The sequence below is a fragment of the Alexandriicola marinus genome (assembly GCF_004000435.1).
Lineage (GTDB): Bacteria > Pseudomonadota > Alphaproteobacteria > Rhodobacterales > Rhodobacteraceae > Alexandriicola > Alexandriicola marinus.
Genome location: NZ_RBVZ01000001.1, coordinates 579304 through 601814, shown reverse-complemented (window position 1 = coordinate 601814; position 22511 = coordinate 579304). Strand labels below are relative to the sequence as shown.

22 protein-coding genes are annotated in these 22511 nt (G+C 63.2%); 7 read left to right on the top strand and 15 right to left on the bottom strand.

The genetic code is table 11. The features are described from left to right. Nucleotides 1-4 precede the first annotated feature (4 nt). Nucleotides 5-1300, top strand: coding sequence for a citrate synthase (gene gltA, locus EP376_RS02960; RefSeq protein WP_127654037.1), 1296 nt, complete (start codon nt 5-7; stop codon nt 1298-1300). Here the strand turns inward: gltA and EP376_RS02955 are convergent. The 11 genes from EP376_RS02955 to EP376_RS02905 form a co-directional block, all read right to left on the bottom strand. Next, a complete protein-coding gene (locus EP376_RS02955) occupies nt 1276-1713 on the bottom strand; it encodes a hypothetical protein (RefSeq protein WP_127654036.1) in 438 nt (145 codons plus the stop codon). The two genes, gltA and EP376_RS02955, sit on opposite strands and share 25 nt — an antisense overlap. A gap of 755 nt (nt 1714-2468) precedes the next feature. Beyond that, nucleotides 2469-3245 (bottom strand): enoyl-CoA hydratase-related protein, encoded by a 777-nt coding sequence (locus EP376_RS02950; RefSeq protein ID WP_127654035.1) that lies wholly within the window; start codon nt 3243-3245, stop codon nt 2469-2471. Nucleotides 3246-3343: 98 nt separating this feature from the next. Then, on the bottom strand, nt 3344-3790 hold the full coding sequence (locus EP376_RS02945) for a cytochrome c-type biogenesis protein (RefSeq protein ID WP_127654034.1): 447 nt from the start codon (nt 3788-3790) through the stop codon (nt 3344-3346). Continuing rightward, nucleotides 3787-5760, bottom strand: a complete 1974-nt coding sequence (locus EP376_RS02940; protein ID WP_127654033.1) for a heme lyase CcmF/NrfE family subunit — start codon at nt 5758-5760, stop codon at nt 3787-3789. Before EP376_RS02940 ends, EP376_RS02945 begins: the two co-directional genes overlap by 4 nt. Before the next feature lie 58 nt (nt 5761-5818). After that, nucleotides 5819-6400, bottom strand: a complete 582-nt coding sequence (locus EP376_RS02935; protein WP_203330888.1) for a holin family protein — start codon at nt 6398-6400, stop codon at nt 5819-5821. Continuing rightward, on the bottom strand, nt 6391-7002 hold the full coding sequence (locus tag EP376_RS02930; protein ID WP_127654032.1) for a holin-associated N-acetylmuramidase: 612 nt from the start codon (nt 7000-7002) through the stop codon (nt 6391-6393). Before EP376_RS02930 ends, EP376_RS02935 begins: the two co-directional genes overlap by 10 nt. A 50-nt stretch (nt 7003-7052) precedes the next feature. Further along, nucleotides 7053-7526: a cytochrome c maturation protein CcmE gene (ccmE, locus tag EP376_RS02925; protein ID WP_127654707.1), complete on the bottom strand. Its 474-nt coding sequence runs from the start codon at nt 7524-7526 to the stop codon at nt 7053-7055. Between the two features lie 18 nt (nt 7527-7544). Beyond that, a complete protein-coding gene (argC, locus tag EP376_RS02920; RefSeq protein ID WP_127654031.1) occupies nt 7545-8573 on the bottom strand; it encodes an N-acetyl-gamma-glutamyl-phosphate reductase in 1029 nt (342 codons plus the stop codon). Nucleotides 8574-8638: 65 nt separating this feature from the next. Further along, complete coding sequence (gene murI, locus EP376_RS02915) at nt 8639-9451, bottom strand: glutamate racemase (protein WP_127654030.1); 813 nt, start codon at nt 9449-9451, stop codon at nt 8639-8641. Continuing rightward, nucleotides 9402-10346: a lysophospholipid acyltransferase family protein gene (locus tag EP376_RS02910; RefSeq protein WP_127654029.1), complete on the bottom strand. Its 945-nt coding sequence runs from the start codon at nt 10344-10346 to the stop codon at nt 9402-9404. Before EP376_RS02910 ends, murI begins: the two co-directional genes overlap by 50 nt. Nucleotides 10347-10414: 68 nt before the next feature. Further along, complete coding sequence (locus tag EP376_RS02905) at nt 10415-13813, bottom strand: indolepyruvate ferredoxin oxidoreductase family protein (protein WP_127654028.1); 3399 nt, start codon at nt 13811-13813, stop codon at nt 10415-10417. A 154-nt stretch (nt 13814-13967) separates the two neighbouring features. On the opposite strand from EP376_RS02905, the gene EP376_RS02900 reads away from it, so the two are divergent. After that, nucleotides 13968-14879 (top strand): LysR family transcriptional regulator, encoded by a 912-nt coding sequence (locus tag EP376_RS02900; protein ID WP_127654027.1) that lies wholly within the window; start codon nt 13968-13970, stop codon nt 14877-14879. 121 nt (nt 14880-15000) lie between these two features. Here the strand turns inward: EP376_RS02900 and EP376_RS02895 are convergent, their stop codons facing one another. Together EP376_RS02895 and EP376_RS02890 are read right to left on the bottom strand one after the other, a co-directional pair. Continuing rightward, on the bottom strand, nt 15001-16305 hold the full coding sequence (locus EP376_RS02895) for an RNA polymerase sigma factor (protein ID WP_127654026.1): 1305 nt from the start codon (nt 16303-16305) through the stop codon (nt 15001-15003). A 2-nt stretch (nt 16306-16307) separates the two neighbouring features. Continuing rightward, a complete protein-coding gene (locus EP376_RS02890) occupies nt 16308-16682 on the bottom strand; it encodes a YciI family protein (RefSeq protein ID WP_127654025.1) in 375 nt (124 codons plus the stop codon). A gap of 286 nt (nt 16683-16968) precedes the next feature. On the opposite strand from EP376_RS02890, the gene purL reads away from it, so the two are divergent. Then, entirely contained in the window at nt 16969-19131 is a 2163-nt protein-coding gene (gene purL / locus EP376_RS02885; protein WP_127654024.1) for a phosphoribosylformylglycinamidine synthase subunit PurL, read from the top strand. Nucleotides 19132-19174: 43 nt separating this feature from the next. On the opposite strand, the gene EP376_RS02880 is transcribed toward purL, so the two are convergent. After that, nucleotides 19175-19534, bottom strand: a complete 360-nt coding sequence (locus EP376_RS02880) for a hypothetical protein (protein ID WP_127654023.1) — start codon at nt 19532-19534, stop codon at nt 19175-19177. A gap of 117 nt (nt 19535-19651) precedes the next feature. Next, nucleotides 19652-20593 (bottom strand): phytanoyl-CoA dioxygenase family protein, encoded by a 942-nt coding sequence (locus EP376_RS02875; RefSeq protein ID WP_127654022.1) that lies wholly within the window; start codon nt 20591-20593, stop codon nt 19652-19654. Nucleotides 20594-20713: 120 nt separating this feature from the next. Here EP376_RS02875 and EP376_RS02870 point away from each other — a divergent pair, with 120 nt between their 5' ends. The 4 genes from EP376_RS02870 (at nt 20714) to grxD (ending at nt 22503) form a co-directional block, all read left to right on the top strand. Continuing rightward, the gene (locus tag EP376_RS02870; protein WP_127654021.1) at nt 20714-20950 is read left to right on the top strand and encodes a BolA/IbaG family iron-sulfur metabolism protein; all 237 of its coding nucleotides are present in this window, start codon (nt 20714-20716) and stop codon (nt 20948-20950) included. Nucleotides 20951-21077: 127 nt separating this feature from the next. After that, a complete protein-coding gene (locus EP376_RS02865; protein WP_127654020.1) occupies nt 21078-21737 on the top strand; it encodes a hypothetical protein in 660 nt (219 codons plus the stop codon). Between the two features lie 5 nt (nt 21738-21742). Beyond that, nucleotides 21743-22060 (top strand): hypothetical protein, encoded by a 318-nt coding sequence (locus tag EP376_RS02860; RefSeq protein WP_127654019.1) that lies wholly within the window; start codon nt 21743-21745, stop codon nt 22058-22060. An 83-nt stretch (nt 22061-22143) separates the two neighbouring features. Next, a complete protein-coding gene (gene grxD, locus EP376_RS02855; RefSeq protein WP_127654018.1) occupies nt 22144-22503 on the top strand; it encodes a Grx4 family monothiol glutaredoxin in 360 nt (119 codons plus the stop codon). Nucleotides 22504-22511: the final 8 nt, after the last annotated feature.

Sequence of the window (22511 nt, the reverse complement as noted above, 5' to 3'; positions counted from 1 at the left end):
TCATATGGCTGAGACCAAACGCACCGCGACGCTGACCATCGACGGGGTGTCCCACGAGCTGCCGATCTATTCGCCGACCGCTGGGCCGGACGTCATCGATATCCGCAAACTCTATGCCGAAGCGGGCCTGTTCACCTATGATCCGGGCTTTACCTCCACCGCCTCCTGCGATTCCACGATCACCTTCATCGATGGCGGCAAGGGCGAGCTGTTGCACCGGGGCTATCCGATCGACCAGCTGGCCGGTAAATCCCATTACCTCGAAGTCTGTTACCTTCTGCTTTACGGCGAATTGCCTTCGGCTGCGGAACTTGAGGATTTCGAAGAGCGCGTGACCAAGCACACGATGCTTCACGAGCAGATGCAGAACTTCTTCCGCGGCTTCCGCCGTGACGCGCATCCGATGGCCGTCATGGTCGGCGTGGTGGGGGCGATGTCGGCCTTCTATCACGATTCGACCGATATCAACGACGAATGGCAGCGCGAGGTGGCCTCGATCCGGCTGATCGCCAAGATGCCGACCATCGCCGCATGGGCCTATAAATATCACGTGGGCCAGCCCTTCGTGTATCCACGCAACGATCTGGACTATGCGTCCAACTTCCTGCGGATGTGCTTTGCGGTTCCGGCTGAGGAATATGAGGTCGACCCGATCCTCAGCCGCGCGATGGACCGTATCTTCACGCTGCATGCAGACCACGAACAGAACGCCTCGACCTCGACAGTGCGTCTGGCCTCGTCTTCGGGCGCAAACCCCTTTGCCTGCATCGCGGCCGGCATCGCCTGCCTCTGGGGCCCGGCACATGGCGGCGCCAATCAGGCCTGCCTCGAGATGCTTCAGGAAATCGGGAGCGTCGACCGCATCCCCGAATACATCGCCCGCGCCAAGGACAAGAACGATCCGTTCCGCCTGATGGGCTTTGGCCACCGGGTCTACAAGAATTTCGATCCCCGCGCCAAGGTGATGAAGCAATCGGCGGATGAGGTGCTCGATCTCATGGGGATCGAGAACAATCCTGTCCTGCAGGTCGCCAAGGAACTGGAAAAGCAGGCGCTCGACGATCCCTACTTCGCGGACAAGAAGCTGTTCCCGAACGTCGATTTCTATTCGGGCATCATCCTCGAGGCGATGGGCTTCCCCACCTCGATGTTCACGCCGATCTTTGCACTGAGCCGGACGGTGGGCTGGATTTCGCAGTGGAAGGAACAGCTGGGCGATCCGCAGATGAAGATAGGCCGCCCGCGGCAGCTGTATCTTGGCGAGACCCATCGCGACTACGTGGATATCGAGAATCGGTAATCCTTCGGGGTCTTGCCCGACACGAACGCCCCCGGGACCGAATCCCCGGGGGCGTTGTTGTTTTGTCGGGTCGCGATCAGCAGATGCTGTGTTCGGGCTGTGTTCGGACAGATCGTCCTCATTCGCGCCATAAAGCTCGCCTTCATCGACATCGGGATCGCGCTGTTCGGATCTGTCGTGACCGATACATTGTCGATGATCCGCTCTTTGTTCGACGCATTGATGTCCCTGTCGAAGCGGACCTGCACATTGTGATCCACGTCCGCGAGAACACCGCCCTCCCCGTCGACATCGACCTCGACGCGGGACGTATCCGCGTCATGGCCCGATTCCTCGAAATTGTCGGCGTTTTTTGCGGCGATATCGAAGGTGAATTCAACGGGTTGATCGGTTGACAGCTGGTCGAGTTCCAACCCTCGGTCACCAGCTGGTCATGTTCCATGTCCCAACCCGCGTCGCTGTCGATGGCGCTGCTGTCGCCGGGGTCGCGGATGTCGTCGAAGTCCTCTTCAAGCAGGATCTGCGGCTCTGCAGAACCGGGATCAAGAAGGACTGCCACTCGCCGCCCGGCGGGGTGAAGCATAGATCGTCGATCGCTCCCGATCCGCACAGGTCGACATGGAGGCAAGTGCGGTTTCGAAGGTCAGCTCGACCTCGGCCGCGCCATTGTCACCTGTATAGGGGATCTGCTGGTAGCCCAGGAAATTCCAGTCGGCGTCACAGGCCTGGACGTAGCTGTAGTAAGTCTCGATATCGAGAACCCCGTGACCTGAGCGGTGTCGACGAAGGGAAACACCTCGAGCGTCTGGACCGCCGAGCCCCTCGTCAGATCGAAGAAGATGCAACCGACATCGACGGGGTCAGAGCGCTCGGGTTGCGTGATGATAACGACGCTGGACCCGTTGTTGGCATTCCCGAAGATGTCGAGAATGACCTTCGGCTCGCATCCAGGAACAACGGATGCAACCGGACCATTTCATGACATCGGAAACCCCACATGTGACTGACCAGACCATCTCAAAGTGGTGTCAGACGCGAGGTTGGCGGAATGATTCCACCATATTCAGGCCGTAACTCAGCTTCGGGCTGTCTTGCTGCTACGTGATCTCAGACAATCTCAGGAAAGACGACTGATCGATATCTGTCCGAACACAGCCCGCGAGTCGAGTTACCGGCCCTCGTAATGGGCTGTTCTCTTCTCAAGAAAGGCGACGACCCCCTCCTGAAAATCGCGCGTCTGGCCGCACTTGCCCTGAAGCTGCGCTTCCAGAAGAAGCTGGGTCTCAAGGTCATTGTCATAGCTTTCGCGGATGGCGTGCTTGAGGTGCCGGTAGGCCACCGTCGGACCCTTTGCCAGATGCAGGGCCCGTGCCCGCCAATGCGAAGGAAAGGCCCCTGCCTCGATGGCCTCGTAGATCATGCCCCAATCGGCCGCCTGCCGCGCCGTGATCTTGTCGGCGAACAGGGCCGCCCCCATGGCTCGGGCCGTGCCCACCTGACGGGGCAGCCAATAGGTGCCACCGGCATCGGGGATCAGGCCGATCCGGGTGAAGGCCTGAACGAAATAGGCATCCTCGGACGCGATCACCACGTCGGCGGCAAGCGCGAGGTTCGCCCCCGCCCCTGCCGCCGGACCGTTGACAGCGGCGATCGTCGGCAGGCTGCACCCCATGATCACGCGCAGCATGGGAATGTATTCGTCACGCAATGTCCGCTCGAGATCGATATTGGCGGCATTGCCGCCGTCGCCCAGATCCTGCCCCGAACAGAATGCCCGGCCCTCCCCCGTCATGACGACGACACGCGCCTCTGTTTCGCAGGCCTTGACGGCGTGGGTGATCTCCGCGCGCATCTGCGTGTTGAGCGCGTTCATGACCTCTGGCCGCGACAGGGTGATCGTTGCAATGTCGTCCGCGATGTCGAGCTTGATCGCCTGATAGTCCATGGACCCGTCCTTCTATATGCTGACGGGCAACTTAGTCACCGGGGCCACAATGGAAAGCGTGATCCTGCGTCAAAGTCCGCGGCACGGACAATTGTCCGTCATTCTTTCAGCAATTCGTCGAGCCGGGCCTGTTCTTCGGCGCTCAGCATTTCGGCCGGGCGGGCCGCGTTACGCCTGCGCACAGTCACAAGAGCAATCGCCAGCCCGAGGATCAGCAGGATCGGCGCAGACAGCCACAGGAGCATGTTCCAGCCCCGCGTGTCAGGGCGCAGAAGCACGTATTCCCCATAGCGGGCGACAACGAAGTCGACGACCTCCTGATCGGTGTCGCCTTCGACCAGCCTTTCACGCACCATGAGCCGCAATTCGCGCGAGATCGGGGCGTTGGAATCGTCGATGCTCTCGTTGCGGCAGACGGGGCAGCGCAGGCCCGCGCTGATATCACGGGCCCGCTCTTCCAGCACCGGGTCATCCAGCACCTCGTCGGGCTGAACGGCAAAGGCCGGTGCCGCAAGCAGCAGAAGAAGCAGCAGGAGCTTTTTCATTCCGCGGGCACCGCCTTGGCACTGGTTCTGCGCGCGCCGGCGGCGATGCGCAGGCGCCGGTCTGTCAGCGACACCGCACCGCCCAAAGCCATGAGGATCGAGCCACCCCAGATCCAGTTGGCGAATGGTTTGATATGGCTGCGCACCGCATAGCCGCCATTGGCCTGCGGATCGCCGATCACCACATAGACGTCACGCAGGAACCCGTTCCGGATCGCGGCTTCGGTGGTGGGCATGCCCGCCACCGGATAGAACCGCTTTTCGGGATCGAGGACCGCGATCTCGCGGTCCCCGCGCCAGACGGCGATCTTGGCGATCGTGGTCAAGTAGTTGGGCCCCTCGGTCTGGACAACGTCACGCAGTTCCATCTCGTAGCCGCCGACCGGGAACCTGTCGCCGATCTGGGCCACGCGGATATCCTCAACCTGCCATGCGGTGATGCCCGCCACGCCGATGATCGTCACGCCAAGGCCTATATGGGCGGTGGCCTTGCCCCAATCCGCCCGTGGCAGACGGGTCAGGCGCGCCAGCCGTGCCCCGATGCTCTCCCGGCCGGTGCGGGTCCACAGGTCGATTACGGCGCCACCGATCACCCAAACGCCAAGAACCATGCCGATCGGCCCCAGCGCGGACCGTCCCGTCTGCAGCGCGAAGGCCAGCGCCCCCACCGCGACCGCGAGGATCGCGACCGGGATCAATGGTCGGATAGCCTTGCTCAGGCTGCCGCGTTTCCACGCCAGCATCGCGCCCGGCGGCAGAATGATCGCCAGCCCGATGAAGAACGGCGTGAAAGCCGCGTCGAAGAACGGGGGACCTACGCTGAGCGTGCGGCCAAAGACCATCTCGGCGAAGAGGGGCCAGATGGTCCCCACGAAGACGACGAAGGCCGACACCGCCAGAAGCACGTTGTTGAAGACCAGCGCCGATTCCCGGCTGATCGTGGAAAAGACGCCCTTGGCTTCCATCTCGCTTGCGCGGATTGAAAAGAGCGTCAGACCACCGCCCACGAAGACACCCGTGATCGCCAGAAGGTAGACGCCGCGCGCCGGATCGTTGGCGAAGGCGTGAACCGAAGTCAGCACGCCCGACCGCACGATGAACGCGCCCAGAAGCGAAAAGCCGAAGGCAAGGATGGCCAGAAGGATCGTCCAGCTTTTCAATGCCTCGCGCTTTTCCACCACGATGGCGGAATGCAACAACGCGGCTGCAAGAAGCCATGGCATGAACGAGGCGTTCTCGACCGGGTCCCAGAACCAGAAGCCGCCCCAGCCCAGCTCGTAATAGGCCCACCAGGAGCCCAGCGCGATGCCGATCGTCAGAAACAGCCAGGCCGCCAGCGTCCAGGGGCGCACCCAGCGGCCCCACGCCGCGTCGACGCGGCCTTCGATTAGGGCCGCGATGGCGAACGAAAACGACATCGAAAGCCCGACATAGCCGAGGTAGAGGAACGGCGGATGGAAGGCGAGGCCCGGGTCCTGCAGAAGCGGATTCAGGTCCTGCCCGTTCATCGGCGGAACTTCGAGCCGCAGGAAGGGATTCGACGTAAAGATAAGAAAGGCCATGAACGCGACGCCGACCGAGCCCTGCACGGCCAGAACGCGGGCCCGCAGGCTGGGCGGCAGGTTGCCACCGAACCACGCCGCAGAGGCGCCGAACAGGGCGAGGATCAGCACCCACAGAAGCATCGAGCCCTCGTGATTCCCCCAGACCCCGGTGATCTTGTAGATCATCGGCTTGTCACTGTGGGAGTTGAGGTAGACGAGCCTCAGCGAGAAATCCGAGGTCACGAACGCCCAGGTCAACGCGCCAAAGGCAAACGCCAGAAGGATGAACTGGGAAGAGGCGGCAGGCGAGGCGAATTCCATCCATCCCCGCCAACCCTTGTGTGCGCCTACCAGCGGAACGATCGTCTGAAGGATCGCGATCGCGAAGGCGAGAATGAGGGTGAAATGTCCAAGCTCTGTGATCATGAGATGGAGTATAGATCAGCCGCCCGCCCTCGCCAATCCACGTCGGGCGGCCAAAGTGTCACGTCCGTGTGCGCATCCATTCGGCAAGCGCGGCATTGTCGGCGGGCGCGGTGACGGTGCCTGTTTCGCGGGCATCGCTGCCCGTGTCGGCAACCTGTGGCGCCCCGGGCGCGCGCGGCATTCCGGCCAGCATATCGAGATCGGCCGACACCTGCGGAACCCGCGCCATCGTCTCGGCGATGGAACGCTGGAACCGCTGGCCCTGCACCTGATAGCGCGCCCCGAAATAAAAGCTCACGATCGCGCCCATCAGCCACCACAGCGGCTCTGGCACCAGCGCGATGCCCACCATGCGTTCGGCGAACCAGACCGGGTTCGTCATGGCAGAGACCATCAGACCGATCGTGCCAAAGGCCATGAGCGGCCGGGGCAACCGGTTCAACCCATTGATCAACCTGTCGAAAAGTCCGGCACGAGGCGATGAGAATTCGGTCGAGAACTGCTGCATGGCGGCGGCGCGCATCTGCGCGCCGCGCGCATCCGAGGCATCGGCGTTCACCCGGAACACCTCGGCCGTCTCGGCCACCACGTTGCGGCCCGAGCCGAACAGGAACGTCGCGATATCGGTAATCAGCCCCATGATGCCACCCGGTCGCGATGTTGCACGTCGGTCAGGTGATAGCGGGGCGAGATGAATTCCTCGGCCCGGACGATCCAGCCGCCTTTCCCGCCATCGTTCCTGCGGGCGTATTTGCGGCTCGACGGGCGCCGGTCGGCAAGACGGTAGTAGTAATTCCGCCGCGCGATGCCATAGGCATCGGCAAGGTGTTCGGGCGCGGCCTCATAGGCGCGCTGACTGGCCGCGATGGTCTGCGGGCCGATGATCCCGTCGACGGTCACCTCGATCCGCATGTCGCGCAGCAGCTGTTGCAGGATACGCACCGCGTTCGACCCGGCATTCACATACATGTCAAAGACCGAGGGCCGGATCGTCTCGGGCAGTTCGGCAATGCGCGGCCGGTCGAAATAATGTTCGACGAAAATATCGACGGCCTGCCCCCGCGTCAGCGCGCGCACATCGGCCGCTGTCACCGTGCCGTCCCGGTCGAGGTCGAGCCCCAGCCTGCGCATCGTATGAATGGTCACCCCGAAATTCGTGGCCCCGCCGGGATCGTCGGGATCGTTCACATAGCCGCCTTCACGGGCGACGATGCCCTCGGCGATTTCTCTGACGGATTTCATTGCTTCTGCCCCCAAACATGTGTCGAAGGGCAGAAGCTGGGATGGTTTGGTTAATTGATGACTGCGGGACCGTCCGACGGATCGGGTTCCACATAGACGCCCTGCTCCTTGAGCGCGTCGATCACCTCGGCGGGCATATAGGTCTCGTCATGCTTGGCCAGCACTTCGGTCGCGAGGAAAACCCCGTCGACCAGACGGCCTGTCGCGACCGTGCCCTGCCCTTCCTCGAACAGGTCGGGCGGCACGTCGTTGCCCACATAATGAACCGGAACGGTTGCCCCGCCATCGGTGATTTCAAAGAAGAACTTCACACCTTCATCCGGCCGGATCGAGCCATCGGCCACCAGCCCGCCCAGACGAAAGACCTCGGTCTCTTCAGGGGTTTCGGCCGCGATCTGGCTTGGAGACAGGAAGAAACTGATCCCGTCGCGCAGCGCATATCCGATCAGCGCCGTCGATACCGCAAGCGCCACGAAGCCGATCACGATGACCTGCACGCGGCGTTGTTTCTTCAATCCCTTCATTCCAGCCATCTGTTCACCTCATGGGAAAACGGGGGCAAGCCCGAGCCCGGCATCCTCATCGAGGCCAAGCATCAGGTTCGCGTTCTGGATCGCCTGACCAGACGACCCCTTGTTGAGATTGTCGAGCGCCACAACGACGATCGCCCGGCCGGGAATCCGGTCGCCGATCACACCGATGTGGCAATAGTTCGATCCCTGCACATGGCCCGTGCCCGGCGCAGTGCCGAAGGGCAGCGTCACGATGAAACGCTCGTCTGCATAGCGCGCCTCGAGCGCGGCGTGGATCGCCGAAGGATCGCCCTGCACATAGCAGGTGGCAAGGATGCCCCGCGATTGCGGCACGAGGTGGGGGGTAAAGACGATTCGAACGTCGCGGCCGGCAAGGGCCGAGAATTCCTGATCGAATTCGCCCAGGTGGCGGTGCTTGCCGCCTTGCGAATAGCCGACCACGTCCGAGGACCGCTCGGTAAAGAGCATGTTTTCCTTTAGCGCGCGCCCTGCCCCGGAAATCCCGTTCTTCAGATCGCAGATGATCGTGTCGAGATCGATGACACCCGCCTCGATCAGCGGCCGGATCGCGTATTGCACGGTGGCTGCGTTGCAGCCCGTCCCGGCCACGAGCCGCGCGCCGCGAATGTCGTCACGGTAGAATTCGGTCAGCCCGTAGACCGCCTCTTTCTGCAGATCGACCGCCGCATGCGGTGCGCCATACCAGAATTCATAGGCCGCCGGATCGCGCAGGCGGAAATCGGCGCCGAGGTCGACGACCTTCACGCTGCGCGGCAGATCCCGCACCAGCGCCTGGCTCAGCCCATGGGGCAGCGCGCAGAACACCAGTTCGATGCCGGAAAAATCGATCTCGTCCACGGTGACCAGCCCGGGCAGATCAAGGTGGCGCAGATGCGGAAACACGTCGGCCATCGCCATGCCAGCCTTGCGCTCTGCCGACAGCGCGGCGATCGACAGACCCGGATGGGTCGCGATGATGCGGACAAGCTCGGCCCCGGTATAGCCCGAGGCGCCAAGGATGGCGACGGAATGGGTCATGGTTCTCTCTTTCTCAGAGGGAAATAGTCAGAAAGCGGCGCCGGTTCAATTGCGCCATTGCCGCATCATGCGGCGTCGAAGGCAATCTGTCGTCGCAGGAACTGTGTGGCCTTGTCCGAAACGGCCCGCGGTTTGCCCGATGTCAGGAACTTGCTCTCCGTGCCCGTGCCCACCATCTCGGGGCGCCGCGCAAGGTAATCGGCAAGGCTGTCGGCCACCAGTCTGGGCTGGCTCAGCACACGAACCTCGGTGCCAAGGGCCTCCTGAAACGTCTCTTCGACAAGCGGATAGTGCGTGCAGCCCAGAACGGCGGCATCGGGTTCGGGCATCTTGCGCTTGAGCGCCTCGACATGGCTGCGCACCAGCGCCTCGGCAAGGATCATGTCGCCTTCCTCGATGGCATCGACAACGCCGGCGCAGGCCTGCGCCTCGACATCGACGCCGATGGCACGGAACGCAAGCTCGCGCTGGAACGCCCGGCTCGACACCGTCGCAGGCGTGGCGAACAGCGCCACATGGCTCACGCCCACCTCGCGCGGCGGGGAATTGTCGCCCCATTGCCGTTCGGTCAGCGCCTCGATCAGCGGCACAAACACACCCAGAACCCGCTTGTCGCGCGGAACCCAGGCTTCCTGCATGCGGCGCAGCGCGGCGGCGGAGGCCGTGTTGCAGGCCAGGATCACCAGATCGCAGCCTTCATCGAACAGGCGCTGAACCCCCGCGGTCGTCAGGTCATAGATATTGCCGGCCGTGCGCACGCCATAGGGCGTGTTGGCGTTGTCGCCGAAATAGACCAGCGGCAGATCGGGCAGTCGCTTGGTGATCGCATCAAGGACGGTCAGCCCGCCGAGCCCGCTGTCGAATATGCCCACCGCCATGGCTGCTCTCCTGCCTTCGCATTCTGTATCTGGCCTCGAATTCGTGGCCAATACGCCCGGTCTCCACCGGGTCTGGAGAAAGCTCATACGTCACGCGCCGGAGGAAATCCATCATTGCTGTCGGGTCGGCCCGAAATTCCGCCAGACGCTCCTGCAGGACCGGCTGGCCCACGTGAATGCGCACCGGCTGGTTCACCCGCGTCTTGAATTCCCGGATCAACATGCCGAGCCTCAATGTGTAATGCACACGGCTCGCGATCTGGAACAGGCCGCTGTTCGCGCCTTCGAAGAATACGGGCACCACCGTCGCATTGGACCGGGTGATCATCTTGGCCGTGAAATTCCGCCATGTCGGATCAAGTGGCGGGTCGAACACGCGTGCCGAGGTGCTGACCGTGCCGCCCGGAAAGACCCCGATCGCGCCGCCCTGCCCGAGGTATCTCAGCGCCTCGGCCCTTGTTTCGAGGTTCTGGCGTGCGGCCTCCTTGGTGTCGTCGAAACTGATCGGCAGGATGACCTTTTCCAGATCGGGGGATTTCCGGAACACACGATGCGCGAGAATACGAAAGTCGCCGCCCCGACGCGCGCTTAGCATGCGCCCCATCATCAAACCGTCGAGGATGCCGTAGGGGTGATTGGCCACGACGATGACCGGTCCTGTCCGGGGGATCGCGTCAAGTGACCCGGACCGGATGTCCATCGTGATGCCATACCGGTTGCAGATCACCTCCCAGAAATCGCCACCCGCCGCGACTTCATCCTCGTATCCGCGTGCCCTGCGGATCAGGGAGATGCGACCGGTGACGTTTTCCAGCGTCCTGATCAAGACGCGCGAGGCCCGCGATCCGGCGCTGCTGGCATAGCTGATATCGCGGGCGATCTGGCGAAAGGTCATCGCGTTGAGGCCTCGGTCACAAGGAAACAGGGGTTCGGCGTATCGCCCATATGTAAAGCCTTTGTGACCTATTCCGCCGCGCTCTGGTACGCATCGCCCTGCAAGGCGGCAAGCAATTCGGCCCGTCGCGCCTCGGCCTTGGCGGCATTGGCCTGTTTCACCGGGCCGAAACCACGAATGTCGAGGGGCAACCGGGCCAGCGCAATGGCCGCGGCCCGCGCCTCATCGGGCGCAAGCGCTGCCAGATCGGCCTCGTATTGCGCAATCAGCGCCCGCTCCATCCGACGCTCGGCCGTGCGGCCGAACAGGTCGAACGGCGTGCCCCGCAGCCTTTTCATCCCCGCCAGGATCGGCAGCGCCCGGTCGAGCCATCGCCCGAACGCGCGCTTGGCCGGGCGGCCATCCGGGCCCGTTTTCGACAGAACCGGCGGGGCAAGGTGGTAGATCAGCTTCAGATCGCCCTCGAAGGCCTCTCGGGCCTGTTCGCGCGACGACACAAGCAGGCGGGCCACCTCGTATTCGTCCTTGTAGGCCAGCACCTTGTGATAGCCTTCGGCCACCGCCGCCTGCATCGCCGGGTCCGTGAACCGCCCAACGGTCTCGCGGTATCGGCGGGCCAGTGCGGGCGATTGATAGGCCTCCAGATGGGTCGCGCGAAAATCAATCTTCCCCTGCAATGTCAATGTCTTATCAGTCGTTATTAATGTTGCCTTCGAGGCCTCGGGGTCAATCGCGGACCAACGGCCGATCTCGAACGCCATGAGATTGGCCTCGACCGAGGCGCCATTGAGACGGATCGCCTCCCGGACAGCGTCGCGGCTTACGGGGACCGCGCCCCTTTGCCATGCCGCGCCAAAGACGATCATGTTCGAATAAATGCTGTCGCCCAGATGGGTGCGGGCAAGGGCCGTCGCGTCAAGAAGGCTCAGCCCGTCGCCCACCCGCGCGCGCAAAGCGACCTCCAGCCTGTCGGAGGGGATGCGGAACTCCGGGTCCTGGGTGAAAGCGCCCGTTACCACCACATGACCATTGACGATGGCCTGCGTCTCGCCGTGTCGCATCAGCCCGATCGTCTTGGCCCCGGCGCTGACCACCAGGTCACCGCCAATGAGCGTATCGCATTCCCCAGAGGCGACCCGGATCGCCGAGATGTCGCCGGGTCGTTCGCCCAGACGGCAATGGATATGCACCGCGCCGCCCTTTTGCGACAGGCCCGCCATTTCCATCATGCCGGCGCCCTTGCCGTCCAGATGGGCGGCCATGGCGATAACCGCCCCGATGGTGACGACGCCGGTGCCGCCGATCCCGGTGATCACGATATTATGGGTGCCATTGATCGGTGCAATCTCGGCTTCGGGCATGTCGGGCAGATCAATCCCGCCCGTCGCGGCCTTGCGCGGCGTGCCACCCTCGACGGTGACGAAGGAGGGGCAAAACCCCTTGAGGCAGGAGAAATCCTTGTTGCAGCTTGATTGGTCTATCGCCCGTTTGCGGCCCAATTCCGTCTCGAGCGGCACGATCGAAACGCAGTTCGACTGCGCCCCGCAATCGCCGCAACCCTCGCAGATATCGGGGTTGATGAAGACACGCTTGTCGGGGTCCGGGAACGTGCCCTTCTTCCTCCGGCGGCGTTTTTCTGCGGCGCAGGTCTGGATGTAGAGGATCGCCGTCACGCCCGCGACCCGGGCCAGATCGTTCTGCACCAAGGCCAGATCAGACCGGTCGTGCCATCCGATCCCATCGGGGAAGCCAGCGCGATCCGGCTCCTCTTTCGGGTCATAGACCACCGCGATCTTCGCGAGCCCCAGCGCCTTGAGTTCATGGGCGATCTGTTCAGGGCGCAGATCGCCGTCATTGCCCTGCCCGCCGGTCAGAGCGACGGCGTCGTTATAGAGGATCTTGAAGGTGATGTTGGTGCCCGCGGCGACGGCGGCGCGGATCGCCATGACGCCGGAATGATTATACGTCCCGTCCCCCATCTGCTGAAAGGCATGGGGCGTGTGGGAAAACGGCGCCTCGCCCATCCAGCTGGCCCCTTCGGCGCCCATCTGGGTATAGCCCTCGACACCGCGATCCATGAAGATCGCGAGCGTATGGCAACCGATGCCCGCAAAGGCGCGGCTGCCGTCGGGCACCACGGTCGAGGTGTTGTGCGGGCAGCCACCACAGAAATACGGGGTGCGGGAGGCCAGCTCGGTTGCGTTGTCGGCGCGGCGCATCTCGGTCAGACGCGCAAGACGGGCAACCATTTCGTCGGTGCCGCGCCCCTCGTCGATCAGGATGGAGCCGATGTTGACGGCGACCTGAACGGGATCGAGCACGCCCGGAACGGGGAACAGTTCTTCCCCGCGCGTGGCGCCCGTTCCGCCCTTGTGCCAGCCGAACACACGCCGGCCTCTGGGATCATCGAACAGCGCCTCCTTGATCTGAACCTCGATCAGCTTGCGTTTTTCCTCGACCACGACGATCAGATCGAGCCCCTCTGCCCAATCGAGGAACCCTTTCACATCAAGCGGAAAGGTCTGGCCGATCTTGTAGGTCGTGACGCCCAGCGCCCGGGCGCGATCCGCGTCGATCCCCAAAAGGCCGAACGCATGGGTCAGGTCGAGCCAGTTCTTGCCCGCCGCCACGAACCCGATCCGGGCACCGGCGTGCCCGTGAACTCGTCTGTCGATCCCGTTGGCATGGGCAAAGGCCTCGGAGGCAAAGCGCTTGTGATTCAGGAGCCGCGCCTCTTGTGCGGCCCATGGATCGTTGCGCCGGATGTTCAGACCACCGGGCGGCATGTCGAATTCGGGCGTGACGAAAGACATCCGGTCCGGCCGGCCATCGACCACGCTTGTCACCTCGACCGTGTCCTTCATCAGCTTGAGCCCGGTCCAGATGCCCGCAAAACGCGACATTGCAAAGCCGTATAGACCGAAATCGAGAATCTCCTGCACGCCTGCGGGGCTCAGAACAGGAACATAGGCATCGACCATCGCCCAGTCGGACTGGTGGCATGTGGTCGAGCTTTCGCCCGTATGATCGTCGCCCAGCGCCATGACGACGCCGCCCCTGGGCGACGTGCCGGCAAGATTGCCGTGCCGGATGGCATCGCCCGACCTGTCCACGCCGGGCCCCTTGCCATACCAAAGCGCGAAGACGCCGTCATAGCGCCCCTGCCCGCGCAGCTCGGCCTGTTGCGTGCCCCAGACGGCGGTTGCGGCCAGATCCTCGTTCAGACCCGGCTGAAACACGACGTGCGAGGCCTCCAGATCGGCTTTTGCCCGCATCATCTGCATGTCGACGGCACCAAGCGGGGAGCCGCGATAGCCGGTCACGAACCCGGCCGTGTTGAGCCCCGCGGCAAGATCGCGCGCACGCTGCATGAGCATCAGTCGAACAAGCGCCTGTGTGCCATTGAGAAGGACCTCGGTCTTGCCGAGATCGAACTTGTCGTGCAATGTCACATCCTGCCTGCTCATTGAGCCCTCCCTGGCTGAAATTAGGCGCGAGCCCGATCAAGGTCAAAATTCCCGAGACAAAATCCGGAATGCGCTGACAAACGCGGTTGCATAGGTCATGTTCGGACCGGTAACGAGAGGCCGCGTTGGCATTGACGCAACCCGAGGGGCCGGTATGGATTGGGACAAGTTGAGGATCTTTCATGCGGTTGCCGATGCGGGCAGCCTGACCCATGCTGGGGATAACCTCCACCTGAGTCAATCTGCCGTCAGCCGTCAGATCCGGTCGCTCGAAGAATCACTGAACACCACGCTGTTTCACCGCCATGCACGCGGCCTGATCCTCACGGAACAGGGCGAATTGCTGTTTGACGCCACCAAGTCGATGAACAAGCGGCTCGAGGCGGCGTCGGCGCGCATCCGCGACAGCGAGGAAGAGGTGTTCGGCGAATTGCGCGTGACGACCACGATCGGGTTCGGCACGCTTTGGCTCGCGCCGAGGCTGCCCAAGCTTTACGAGAAATATCCCGATCTGAAGATCGATCTGATGCTCGAGGAACGTGTCCTCGACCTGCCGATGCGCGAGGCTGATGTCGCGATCCGCATGAAGGAGCCGAGCCAGGCCGATCTGATCCGCAAGAAACTCATGTCGATCAAGATGCGGCTCTTCGCGTCCGAGACCTATCTGGCGGCCAACGGAACCCCGCAGGAGATCGAAGAGATCGCGGGGCATCGTCTGATTTCGCTCAGCCCGTCATCGCCGCAGGTCTCGGCTGGTGCGGCAATGGTCCAGCATATTCTGACCTACGACATCCCGAGCCTGCTGACCGTGAACAATTATTTCGGTGTGCTGCAGTCGGTTCTGAACAATCTCGGGATCGGCGTCTTGCCCGATTACGTGACCGAGGATTTCCCGGCACTTGTGCGGGTGCTGCCGGATTTCGAATCCGGCGACATACCCGTCTATCTGGCCTATCCGGAAGAACTGCGGCAATCCAAGCGGATCATGGTTTTCCGCGACTTCGTTCAGGAAGAAATCATTGCCCATCGGCGGCGGATGAAAGAGGCGGCCGTCGCCCCGGCGTAGCAGAGCCATGCACAGGGCGCATATCTGCTTTGACGTGGATCCAATACAAAAAACTTGATCCACCAGATGCCCAATCTTATGTCGACTGTCGAAGGCGATGCACACTGGTTGTGCAGCATCTTCATACCTCCCTGTTGGACTTCGCCGGGCCGTTGTGCCCGGCATTTTTTTGTGTGGCCCCCTCACCCGCATCTCCGACACCCCCGACCGCAGACTTGCGCCGCACAAGAAAATCGCGCTCGGCTGCGTTCCGACTGAGAGAGATTGCACTGTCATAGGCCTCCTGCGCGGCAGCATGCGCGCCCGCGCGGCTCAGAAGATCGGCCCGGGCCGCATGAAACGGCTGATAGGCATGCAGTTGAGGCTCGAGCGATCGCAATTGCGAAAGCGCCACCTCGACACCCCCCAGTTCCGCCAGAACCACAAGCCTGTTGAGCCGAACCACGTCGGAGGGTTCATGCACAAGAAGTGCATCATACAACAGGAGCATCTGGCGCCAGTCCGTCGCATCATGGCATGACGCAGAGACATGGAGCGCCGAGATCGCGGCCTTGATCTGGAACGGTCCCGCGGCGCCCATGACAAGGGCGCTGTCGAGCGTCGCGAGGCCCTCCTGCGCCTGCGCGTGATCCCACAATTCGCGGTCCTGTTCGCGCAGCGGAACGAGCCGCCCCGAGGCATCCGCCCGGGCGGCACGGCGCGCATGGGTCGTCAGCATCAGGGACAACAGGCCCAGGATTTCCGGATCGGCGCGCAGATCGACAAGCAGCCGCGCCAGAAAGATCGCCTCGTCGCATAGGTCTACGCGCAGCCTGTCCCGCCCCGAGGTGGCGGCATAGCCTTCGTTGAAGACAAGGTAGATCACGGCCAGCACCGATCCCAGCCTGTCGTCCCATTCGGCCCGGTCCGGAATGCGGAAGGGGATGCCCGCCTTCGCGATCTTGGCCTTGGCCCGGCTGAGCCGCTGCCCCATCGTGGGTTCTGTATCGAGAAAGGCCCGCGCGATCTCGGAGGTGGTCAGCCCGCACAGCGACCGAAGCGTCAGCGCGACACGGCTCTTGGGGTCAAGCGCGGGGTGACAGCAGGTAAAGATCAGCCTGAGACGTTCGTCGGGTATCTCGGCCATCTTCGCGCCATCACCCTCCCGCTCGGCAAGGACGGCAAGCGTGCGTTCCCGCTCCGTCCATCGTGCGGCGCGGCGGATGCGGTCGATCGCCTTGCGCCGCGCCACCCGCAGCAGCCAGCCCAGAGGCTTTTGCGGCACCCCGTGCCGGCCCCAATGCGCGAGCGCTGATTCGAAGGCCTGCGACAGCGCCTCTTCGGCCAGCTCGAATTGGCCGAGATCGGCGGAAAGGGCGGCCAGAAGACGCCCCCTGTCCTCCCGCATGAGCCGGGAGAGTTCGGCATCGATCTCTCCCGGTCGCATGGTCAGCCCTGCGCCGCCGACAGGTCCATCACCGGCCGCACCTCGATCGTGCCGAAATCGGCCACGGGGATCATCGCGGCATAGCGGATGGCATCGTCCAGTGTCTTGCAATCGATGATGTAATAGCCGCCAAGCTGCTCTTTCGTCTCGGCAAAGGGGCCGTCCATGGTTTCGGTCTTGCCGCCCCGGACCCGCACGGACGTGGCCATCTCGACCGGCATCAAGGCCTCGCCTCCGACCATGACGCTATCGGCGACCAGCTTTTCGGAAAAGTCGTTCCAAGGTTTCATATAGGCCTCGAACTCCGGTGTTCCGGGTTCCGGATCGGGCTGATCGGCAGGTGGCGGCGGGGAATAGATCAGGCACATGTATTGCATGGAATTGGTCCTTTCAGAATATGAGAAGTGTCGCCAAAGGGCGGGATTCGGGCAAGCCGCATGCCTCATTTCATTCAGGGCGGGCCGTGCGGCGGGTCAGGATATCAGGGCCTCCGTCTGTGGTTTCGATACCCCAAGGACGCACAGCCCGGCCCGATTTCGACAGGCGCGGAAAAACTTTTCCGCCCGGGGGCCCAAATGCGGGCCGACGCCGCGCTCCGCCCTTCCCTCCCTCGCGCAACTGACGTAACAGGGCGCCCATATGCGGCCGCCCCGAGGATATGCCATGCAAGAGCCGGCGATCACGCCCGACCTGATCGAAGCCCACGGCCTCAAGGACGATGAATATGCCCGGATTGTCCGGCTTCTGAACCGGGAGCCGAACTTCACCGAGCTGGGCATCTTCTCGGCCATGTGGAACGAGCATTGTTCCTACAAGTCATCCAAGAAATGGCTGCGCACACTGCCGACGACAGGCCCTCAGGTGATCTGCGGCCCGGGCGAGAACGCGGGCATCGTCGACATCGGGGACGGTCAGGCCGTGGTCTTCAAGATGGAGAGCCACAACCACCCCTCCTATATCGAGCCCTATCAGGGCGCGGCGACAGGCGTCGGCGGCATCCTGCGCGACGTGTTCACCATGGGCGCGCGCCCGATCGCCGCAATGAATTCGCTGTCGTTCGGCGTGCCCGATCACCCCAAGACAGCCTCCCTCGTGTCGGGGGTCGTGGCCGGCGTCGGCGGCTATGGCAATTGCTTTGGCGTACCGACGGTGGGTGGCGAGGTGCGGTTTCACCCGGCCTATAATGGCAATTGCCTCGTGAACGCCTTTGCCGCGGGCCTCGTCGATACCGACAAGATCTATTATTCCGAAGCCTCGGGCATCGGCATGCCCGTTGTCTATCTGGGCGCGAAAACCGGGCGCGATGGCGTGGGCGGCGCGACGATGGCCTCGGCAGAATTCGACGACACGATCGAGGAAAAGCGCCCCACCGTTCAGGTTGGCGACCCCTTTACCGAAAAGCGCCTGATGGAAGCCACTCTGGAGCTGATGGCCACCGGCGCCGTGATCTCGATTCAGGACATGGGGGCCGCGGGCCTGACCTGTTCGGCCGTCGAGATGGGCGACAAGGGCGGCCTCGGGATCCGGCTCGACCTCGATGCCGTGCCCCAGCGCGAAGAGAACATGACAGCCTACGAAATGATGCTGTCGGAAAGCCAGGAGCGTATGCTCATGGTCCTGCGCCCGGAGAAAGAGGCCGAAGCCAAGGCTGTCTTCGACAAGTGGGACCTCGACTTTGCCATCGTCGGAGAGACGATCGCCGAGGACAAGTTCATCATCTGCCACAAGGGCGAGGTGAAGGCGGACCTTCCGCTCTCGCCCCTGTCGGGCGAGGCGCCGGAATATGACAGGCCGTGGGTCGAGACGCCCGCCGCCACGCCGCTGGGCGCTGTGCCGCAGATCGACCCGATCGATGGCCTCCGGGCGCTGATCGGCAGCCCGAACCACGCGGCCAAGCAGTGGGTCTATCAGCAATATGACAGCCAGGTCATGGCCGATACGATCCGCACGCCCGGACAGGGGGCGGGCATCGTCCGCGTGCATGGCACGACAAAGGCGCTGGCCTTCACCTCGGACGTGACGCCGCGCTATGTGATGGCAAACCCGGTCGAGGGCGGAAAACAGGCCGTGGCCGAAGCCTTCCGCAACCTGTGCGCCGTGGGCGCCAAGCCGCTTGCCTCGACCGACAACCTCAATTTCGGCAATCCCGAAAAGCCGGGCATCATGGGCCAGTTCGTCGGCGCCATCCGTGGCATCGGAGAGGCCTGTTCGGCGCTCGAAATGCCGATCGTTTCAGGCAATGTCTCGCTCTACAACGAAACTGACGGAACCGGCATCCTGCCCACGCCCACGATCGGCGCGGTCGGGCTGATCCCGGATATCGACGCCATCATCGGCACGGTCGCGCAACCGGGCGACGCAGCCTATGTCATCGGCGCGACGGCCGGCCATCTTGGGCAATCGGCTCTCATGTGGGAAATGTTCGCCCGCGCCGAGGGCGATGCCCCGCCGGTCGATCTTGCCGCCGAACGGCGGAACGGCGACTTCCTGCGCGCGCAGGCCAGCGCGATCCGGGCCGCGACGGACCTGTCGGATGGCGGGCTCGCCCTTGCGGCATTCGAAATGGCGGAATGCTCGGAAACAGGCGTCTCGCTCGGGATCAGCGATATCGCAACCCTCTTCGGGGAGGATCAGGCCCGCTATCTTGTGGCCGTGGCCCCCGATGCGACCGATGCCTTTGAAGCGGCCGCGCAGGCAGGCTCTGTTCCCATCGAGAAGGTCGGCAGCTTTGGCGGCGATGCACTGTCATTCGGCGACAGGGTCGCGCCGATGTCAGAACTCGCCCCGCTCTATCGCTCCGCCTTCGAAGAAGCGATTTTCGGATGATCCGACCAACGGCGCCCCGGATACGCGGCGCCGTCCGGTTGGCCTAGTAGCCGCCGAGGATCCTGCCCAGAGCGTCCAGCGGGACATGGGCGGAAAACAGGACCCCGCCCGCATAGGCCACCAGAAATACCGATATCCGCGAACGGATGTACCAACCCGGCTGCCCGGAGGCGAGTTCGGCGAGACGGGGCGCGATCCGGTCGGCCGCGACGCGCGACAATGAAGCCGAGATCATCTGGGCCGCCGCGCTGATGCCGAAGACAAGACCCAATCCGAACAGGATCAGAAGAACCATCGGCCCCATCCCGAGGCCAAGCAGCGTGTCGATGTAACCGCCCGATGTTCCGAACATCAGGCCAACAGCACAGGTAATCGCGTTTCGAAGCAGAAATTCCAGGGTCATCTCGTCAACCATGTCATCGGTAATCGTTAGGACATTAGAAACGAAATCTGGCGCGCAGATGTCAGGACTTGCTCACAACAACGACCTTTGCCGGGACTCTTCCGCCATTTCGCCCGTCTACCAGCGGTCAAGCCCCAGAAGCTTGCGGCCAAGGGGGCTCAAGTCTGCCGGGCCGCCATTGTGCCGCTTTTCCCAGTCGCGCGGATCGCCGGGGAAATCGGGCCGGTTCGGCGGTTCGATCTCGCGCCACAGGCGGATCCGCTCCTCCCGCTCCGCGGCGTTCTCCTGATCGGCAGGCTGCATCGAGATATATTGCGCCATCCGGACCCGTCCCTCGCTGAGGTTCGGGCGGACGCCATGGGCCAGAAGCGAGTTGAAGATCATCAGGTCGCCCGGTTCCATCACGATGTTTTCCCGCTCCAGCCCGGTCATGTCCGGCAGGAGTGGGTTGCGGTCGGCGGGCTGGGTCTTCACCCAGTCGGCGAAATGCTCGAACAGGTAGGGCACACATTGAAACCCGCCGGTCTCTCCATCCTGCGGCAAAAGGCTCAGCACGCCCTGAACGCCGATCGGCGGCGGGTCGAGTGACGTGTTCACATCCCAGTGGATGAACCCGTCCGGAGAACCGCTGCGATCCTTCCGCGGGACATTTAGATTGGCCCGGTCGATGGCGACCCAGAGATCCTCTCTGTCCCAGATATCGACAAAGGCGTCATAGACGCGCGGCTCCATCCGATTGTCCCAAAGATACTGGTGATGGTAGATCTCGACCATGCCGGCATTGTTCAGCTCGGCCCGGACATGCGGGCGACGCTCGGGCGCGTACCATGTCGACGGGTCGTCGGGGTCTTTCTCGTCGAATTCCCAAAGCAGCGCGGCAAGCCTGTCGCAATTTTCCCGGGGCACGGCACCACGCACGATTACATAGCCCTTGGTAATCCAGTGCTGCCAATCCTCTTCGGACAGGACACGAAGCGGCAATTCCTTCCTGATATCGCGCAATTGCGTCGTGACACCGGCACCAAGCGGGTGGCTGATATCGTCTGCCGTGATCTCCATGGGTCGTCTCCTCCGGTCTCTTTCGACGACGTTGCATCGGAGGGATCACATAGGCAAGCGACGCTTGCAGAGCCGGTCCCCGCGTCCTACATCTTTGGCAGTTCACGAGGATCCCACGGAATGGCAATTACAGCACATGAAATCGAAACGCTCCTGCGCGAGGCCTTCCCGGATGCCAGCATCAAGGTGCAGGGCGATGACGGCGCGCATTTCGCCGCCGAAGTGATCGACGAAAGTTTTCGCGGCAAGAACCGCGTCCAGCAACAGCGCGCCGTCTATGCCGCGCTGAAAGGCAAGATGGACGGCGCGAACGGCGAGTTGCACGCGCTCGCCCTGACCACGAAGGCCCCCGGCTGAGCAAAGCAAGAGCCACAGCGCATCGCCCGCCACAACCTTGGATTGCAGGACTCCTCTGCGATGATCACTGTCGTCAGGACGGGCCTGGCATACCGGCGCGAGGGGTCCGCGCATGGCCTAAATCAAGGTGTTCATCCACAACCAGCTTCCCGACGGTGTCACGCTGCGGGACTTCAAGAAAGGGCGGTCCGGCAGCACCGTCAGGCTTGATCCCTCCCCCTCGCTGCCGGACTACGAGATCATCAGCGGCTATCGCAAGCTCGACGACATCAAGTCGAAGCTGAACACCATCCTCGCCAACCGGCCAAACGACGTTCTGGGCCTCATCGATCACTCCGCCCATGGCAACCCGATCTCTCACAACTCGCTCGGCCTGTCCGATGTGGCCAACTGGGCCAGTTACCTGAAAACCCTGCCTTGGGCGGACGAGGCCCGGGTCTATCTGTCCGGCTGCAACACGGGCATCAGCCTCGACCGGTCGCTGAATTTCAGCGATCACGGCCCCATTGCCGAACGCCTGGCCCAGGCTATCCCCTTCAACCCGCAATCCTTCGCCCACAAGATCACGGTCTTCGGAACCGTGGGCTTTTGCTACGGCAGCATGTCCATCGGCATAAGGACCGAACGCGAAGTCATCGAACTCGTGCGCGGGGAACGGGCCGTGCGGCTGGGGCGGTCCATCATCCGGATCCCGGGCCGCCGGGTGCGTATCGTTCACGCGGCCTACCCCGACGGCAAGACGGCCAACGGCACTGTCGCCTCCTACAACGCCTTCCCCAACTGGTGAGCGCCATGGCACATGTCATTCTCGAACACCCCGCAACCGGGCACCGGCTCGCCCTCGATCCGGTCCGCAGCCAGGCTGTCGCGGATGAGATCGCCCGCGTCAGCCCCGGCCCCCTCACGCGCCTCGCAAACTGGCTCTTTCCAGTCGATGGCGAGGTCCCGGCCATCGTGCCGGATGCGTTCCTGACGGTCTCCCAGTCTCCGGTGGCCGGCGACTACATGATCCAGTCGGCCATCGTCCTGCGGCGCTCCGATCTCGGCCAGCCGATGCAGTTTCACATGGGGCGTCAGATCCTGACCTGGATCGCCGACGATCTGCCCTGAACGCCGCGCCCGGTCGACCGACCTTGTCGAATGGGTAGGAATCTCCTACCTATCCCGGGACACACCCCAGCGGAGCCAATGCAATGAGCGCACAAGAAACGATCAAGGATACCGTCACCAACAACGATGTCGTGCTCTTCATGAAGGGCACGAAGTCCATGCCGCAATGCGGGTTCTCCTCCCGCGTGGCGGGCGTTCTGAATTTCATGGGCGTCGAGTATCAGGACGTGAACGTCCTCGAGGACGAAAACGTCCGCCAGGCGATCAAGGATTATTCCGACTGGCCGACCATCCCGCAGCTCTACGTGAAGGGCGAATTCGTCGGCGGATGCGACATCATCACCGAGATGACGCTGTCGGGCGAGCTGGACCAGCTGCTGGACGACAAGGGCGTGGTCTATTCGAAAGATGCCGCGGACAAGATCCGGGAGGCCAACGCCTGACACATCCC

Coding starts and splice junctions, on each gene's coding strand:
- EP376_RS02875 (WP_127654022.1), bottom strand. CDS start 20,593: ATGGAGATCACGGCAGACGATATCAGCCACCCGCTTGGTGCCGGTGTC.
- grxD (WP_127654018.1), top strand. CDS start 22,144: ATGAGCGCACAAGAAACGATCAAGGATACCGTCACCAACAACGATGTC.
- purL (WP_127654024.1), top strand. CDS start 16,969: ATGCAAGAGCCGGCGATCACGCCCGACCTGATCGAAGCCCACGGCCTC.
- EP376_RS02900 (WP_127654027.1), top strand. CDS start 13,968: ATGGATTGGGACAAGTTGAGGATCTTTCATGCGGTTGCCGATGCGGGC.
- EP376_RS02935 (WP_203330888.1), bottom strand. CDS start 6,400: ATGGGGCTGATTACCGATATCGCGACGTTCCTGTTCGGCTCGGGCCGC.
- EP376_RS02890 (WP_127654025.1), bottom strand. CDS start 16,682: ATGCAATACATGTGCCTGATCTATTCCCCGCCGCCACCTGCCGATCAG.
- EP376_RS02880 (WP_127654023.1), bottom strand. CDS start 19,534: ATGACCCTGGAATTTCTGCTTCGAAACGCGATTACCTGTGCTGTTGGC.
- EP376_RS02930 (WP_127654032.1), bottom strand. CDS start 7,002: ATGAAATCCGTCAGAGAAATCGCCGAGGGCATCGTCGCCCGTGAAGGC.
- EP376_RS02950 (WP_127654035.1), bottom strand. CDS start 3,245: ATGGACTATCAGGCGATCAAGCTCGACATCGCGGACGACATTGCAACG.
- EP376_RS02870 (WP_127654021.1), top strand. CDS start 20,714: ATGGCAATTACAGCACATGAAATCGAAACGCTCCTGCGCGAGGCCTTC.
- EP376_RS02910 (WP_127654029.1), bottom strand. CDS start 10,346: ATGACCTTTCGCCAGATCGCCCGCGATATCAGCTATGCCAGCAGCGCC.
- gltA (WP_127654037.1), top strand. CDS start 5: ATGGCTGAGACCAAACGCACCGCGACGCTGACCATCGACGGGGTGTCC.
- EP376_RS02895 (WP_127654026.1), bottom strand. CDS start 16,305: ATGCGACCGGGAGAGATCGATGCCGAACTCTCCCGGCTCATGCGGGAG.
- EP376_RS02860 (WP_127654019.1), top strand. CDS start 21,743: ATGGCACATGTCATTCTCGAACACCCCGCAACCGGGCACCGGCTCGCC.
- EP376_RS02940 (WP_127654033.1), bottom strand. CDS start 5,760: ATGATCACAGAGCTTGGACATTTCACCCTCATTCTCGCCTTCGCGATC.
- argC (WP_127654031.1), bottom strand. CDS start 8,573: ATGACCCATTCCGTCGCCATCCTTGGCGCCTCGGGCTATACCGGGGCC.
- EP376_RS02905 (WP_127654028.1), bottom strand. CDS start 13,813: ATGAGCAGGCAGGATGTGACATTGCACGACAAGTTCGATCTCGGCAAG.
- EP376_RS02945 (WP_127654034.1), bottom strand. CDS start 3,790: ATGAAAAAGCTCCTGCTGCTTCTTCTGCTGCTTGCGGCACCGGCCTTT.
- ccmE (WP_127654707.1), bottom strand. CDS start 7,526: ATGAAGGGATTGAAGAAACAACGCCGCGTGCAGGTCATCGTGATCGGC.
- murI (WP_127654030.1), bottom strand. CDS start 9,451: ATGGCGGTGGGCATATTCGACAGCGGGCTCGGCGGGCTGACCGTCCTT.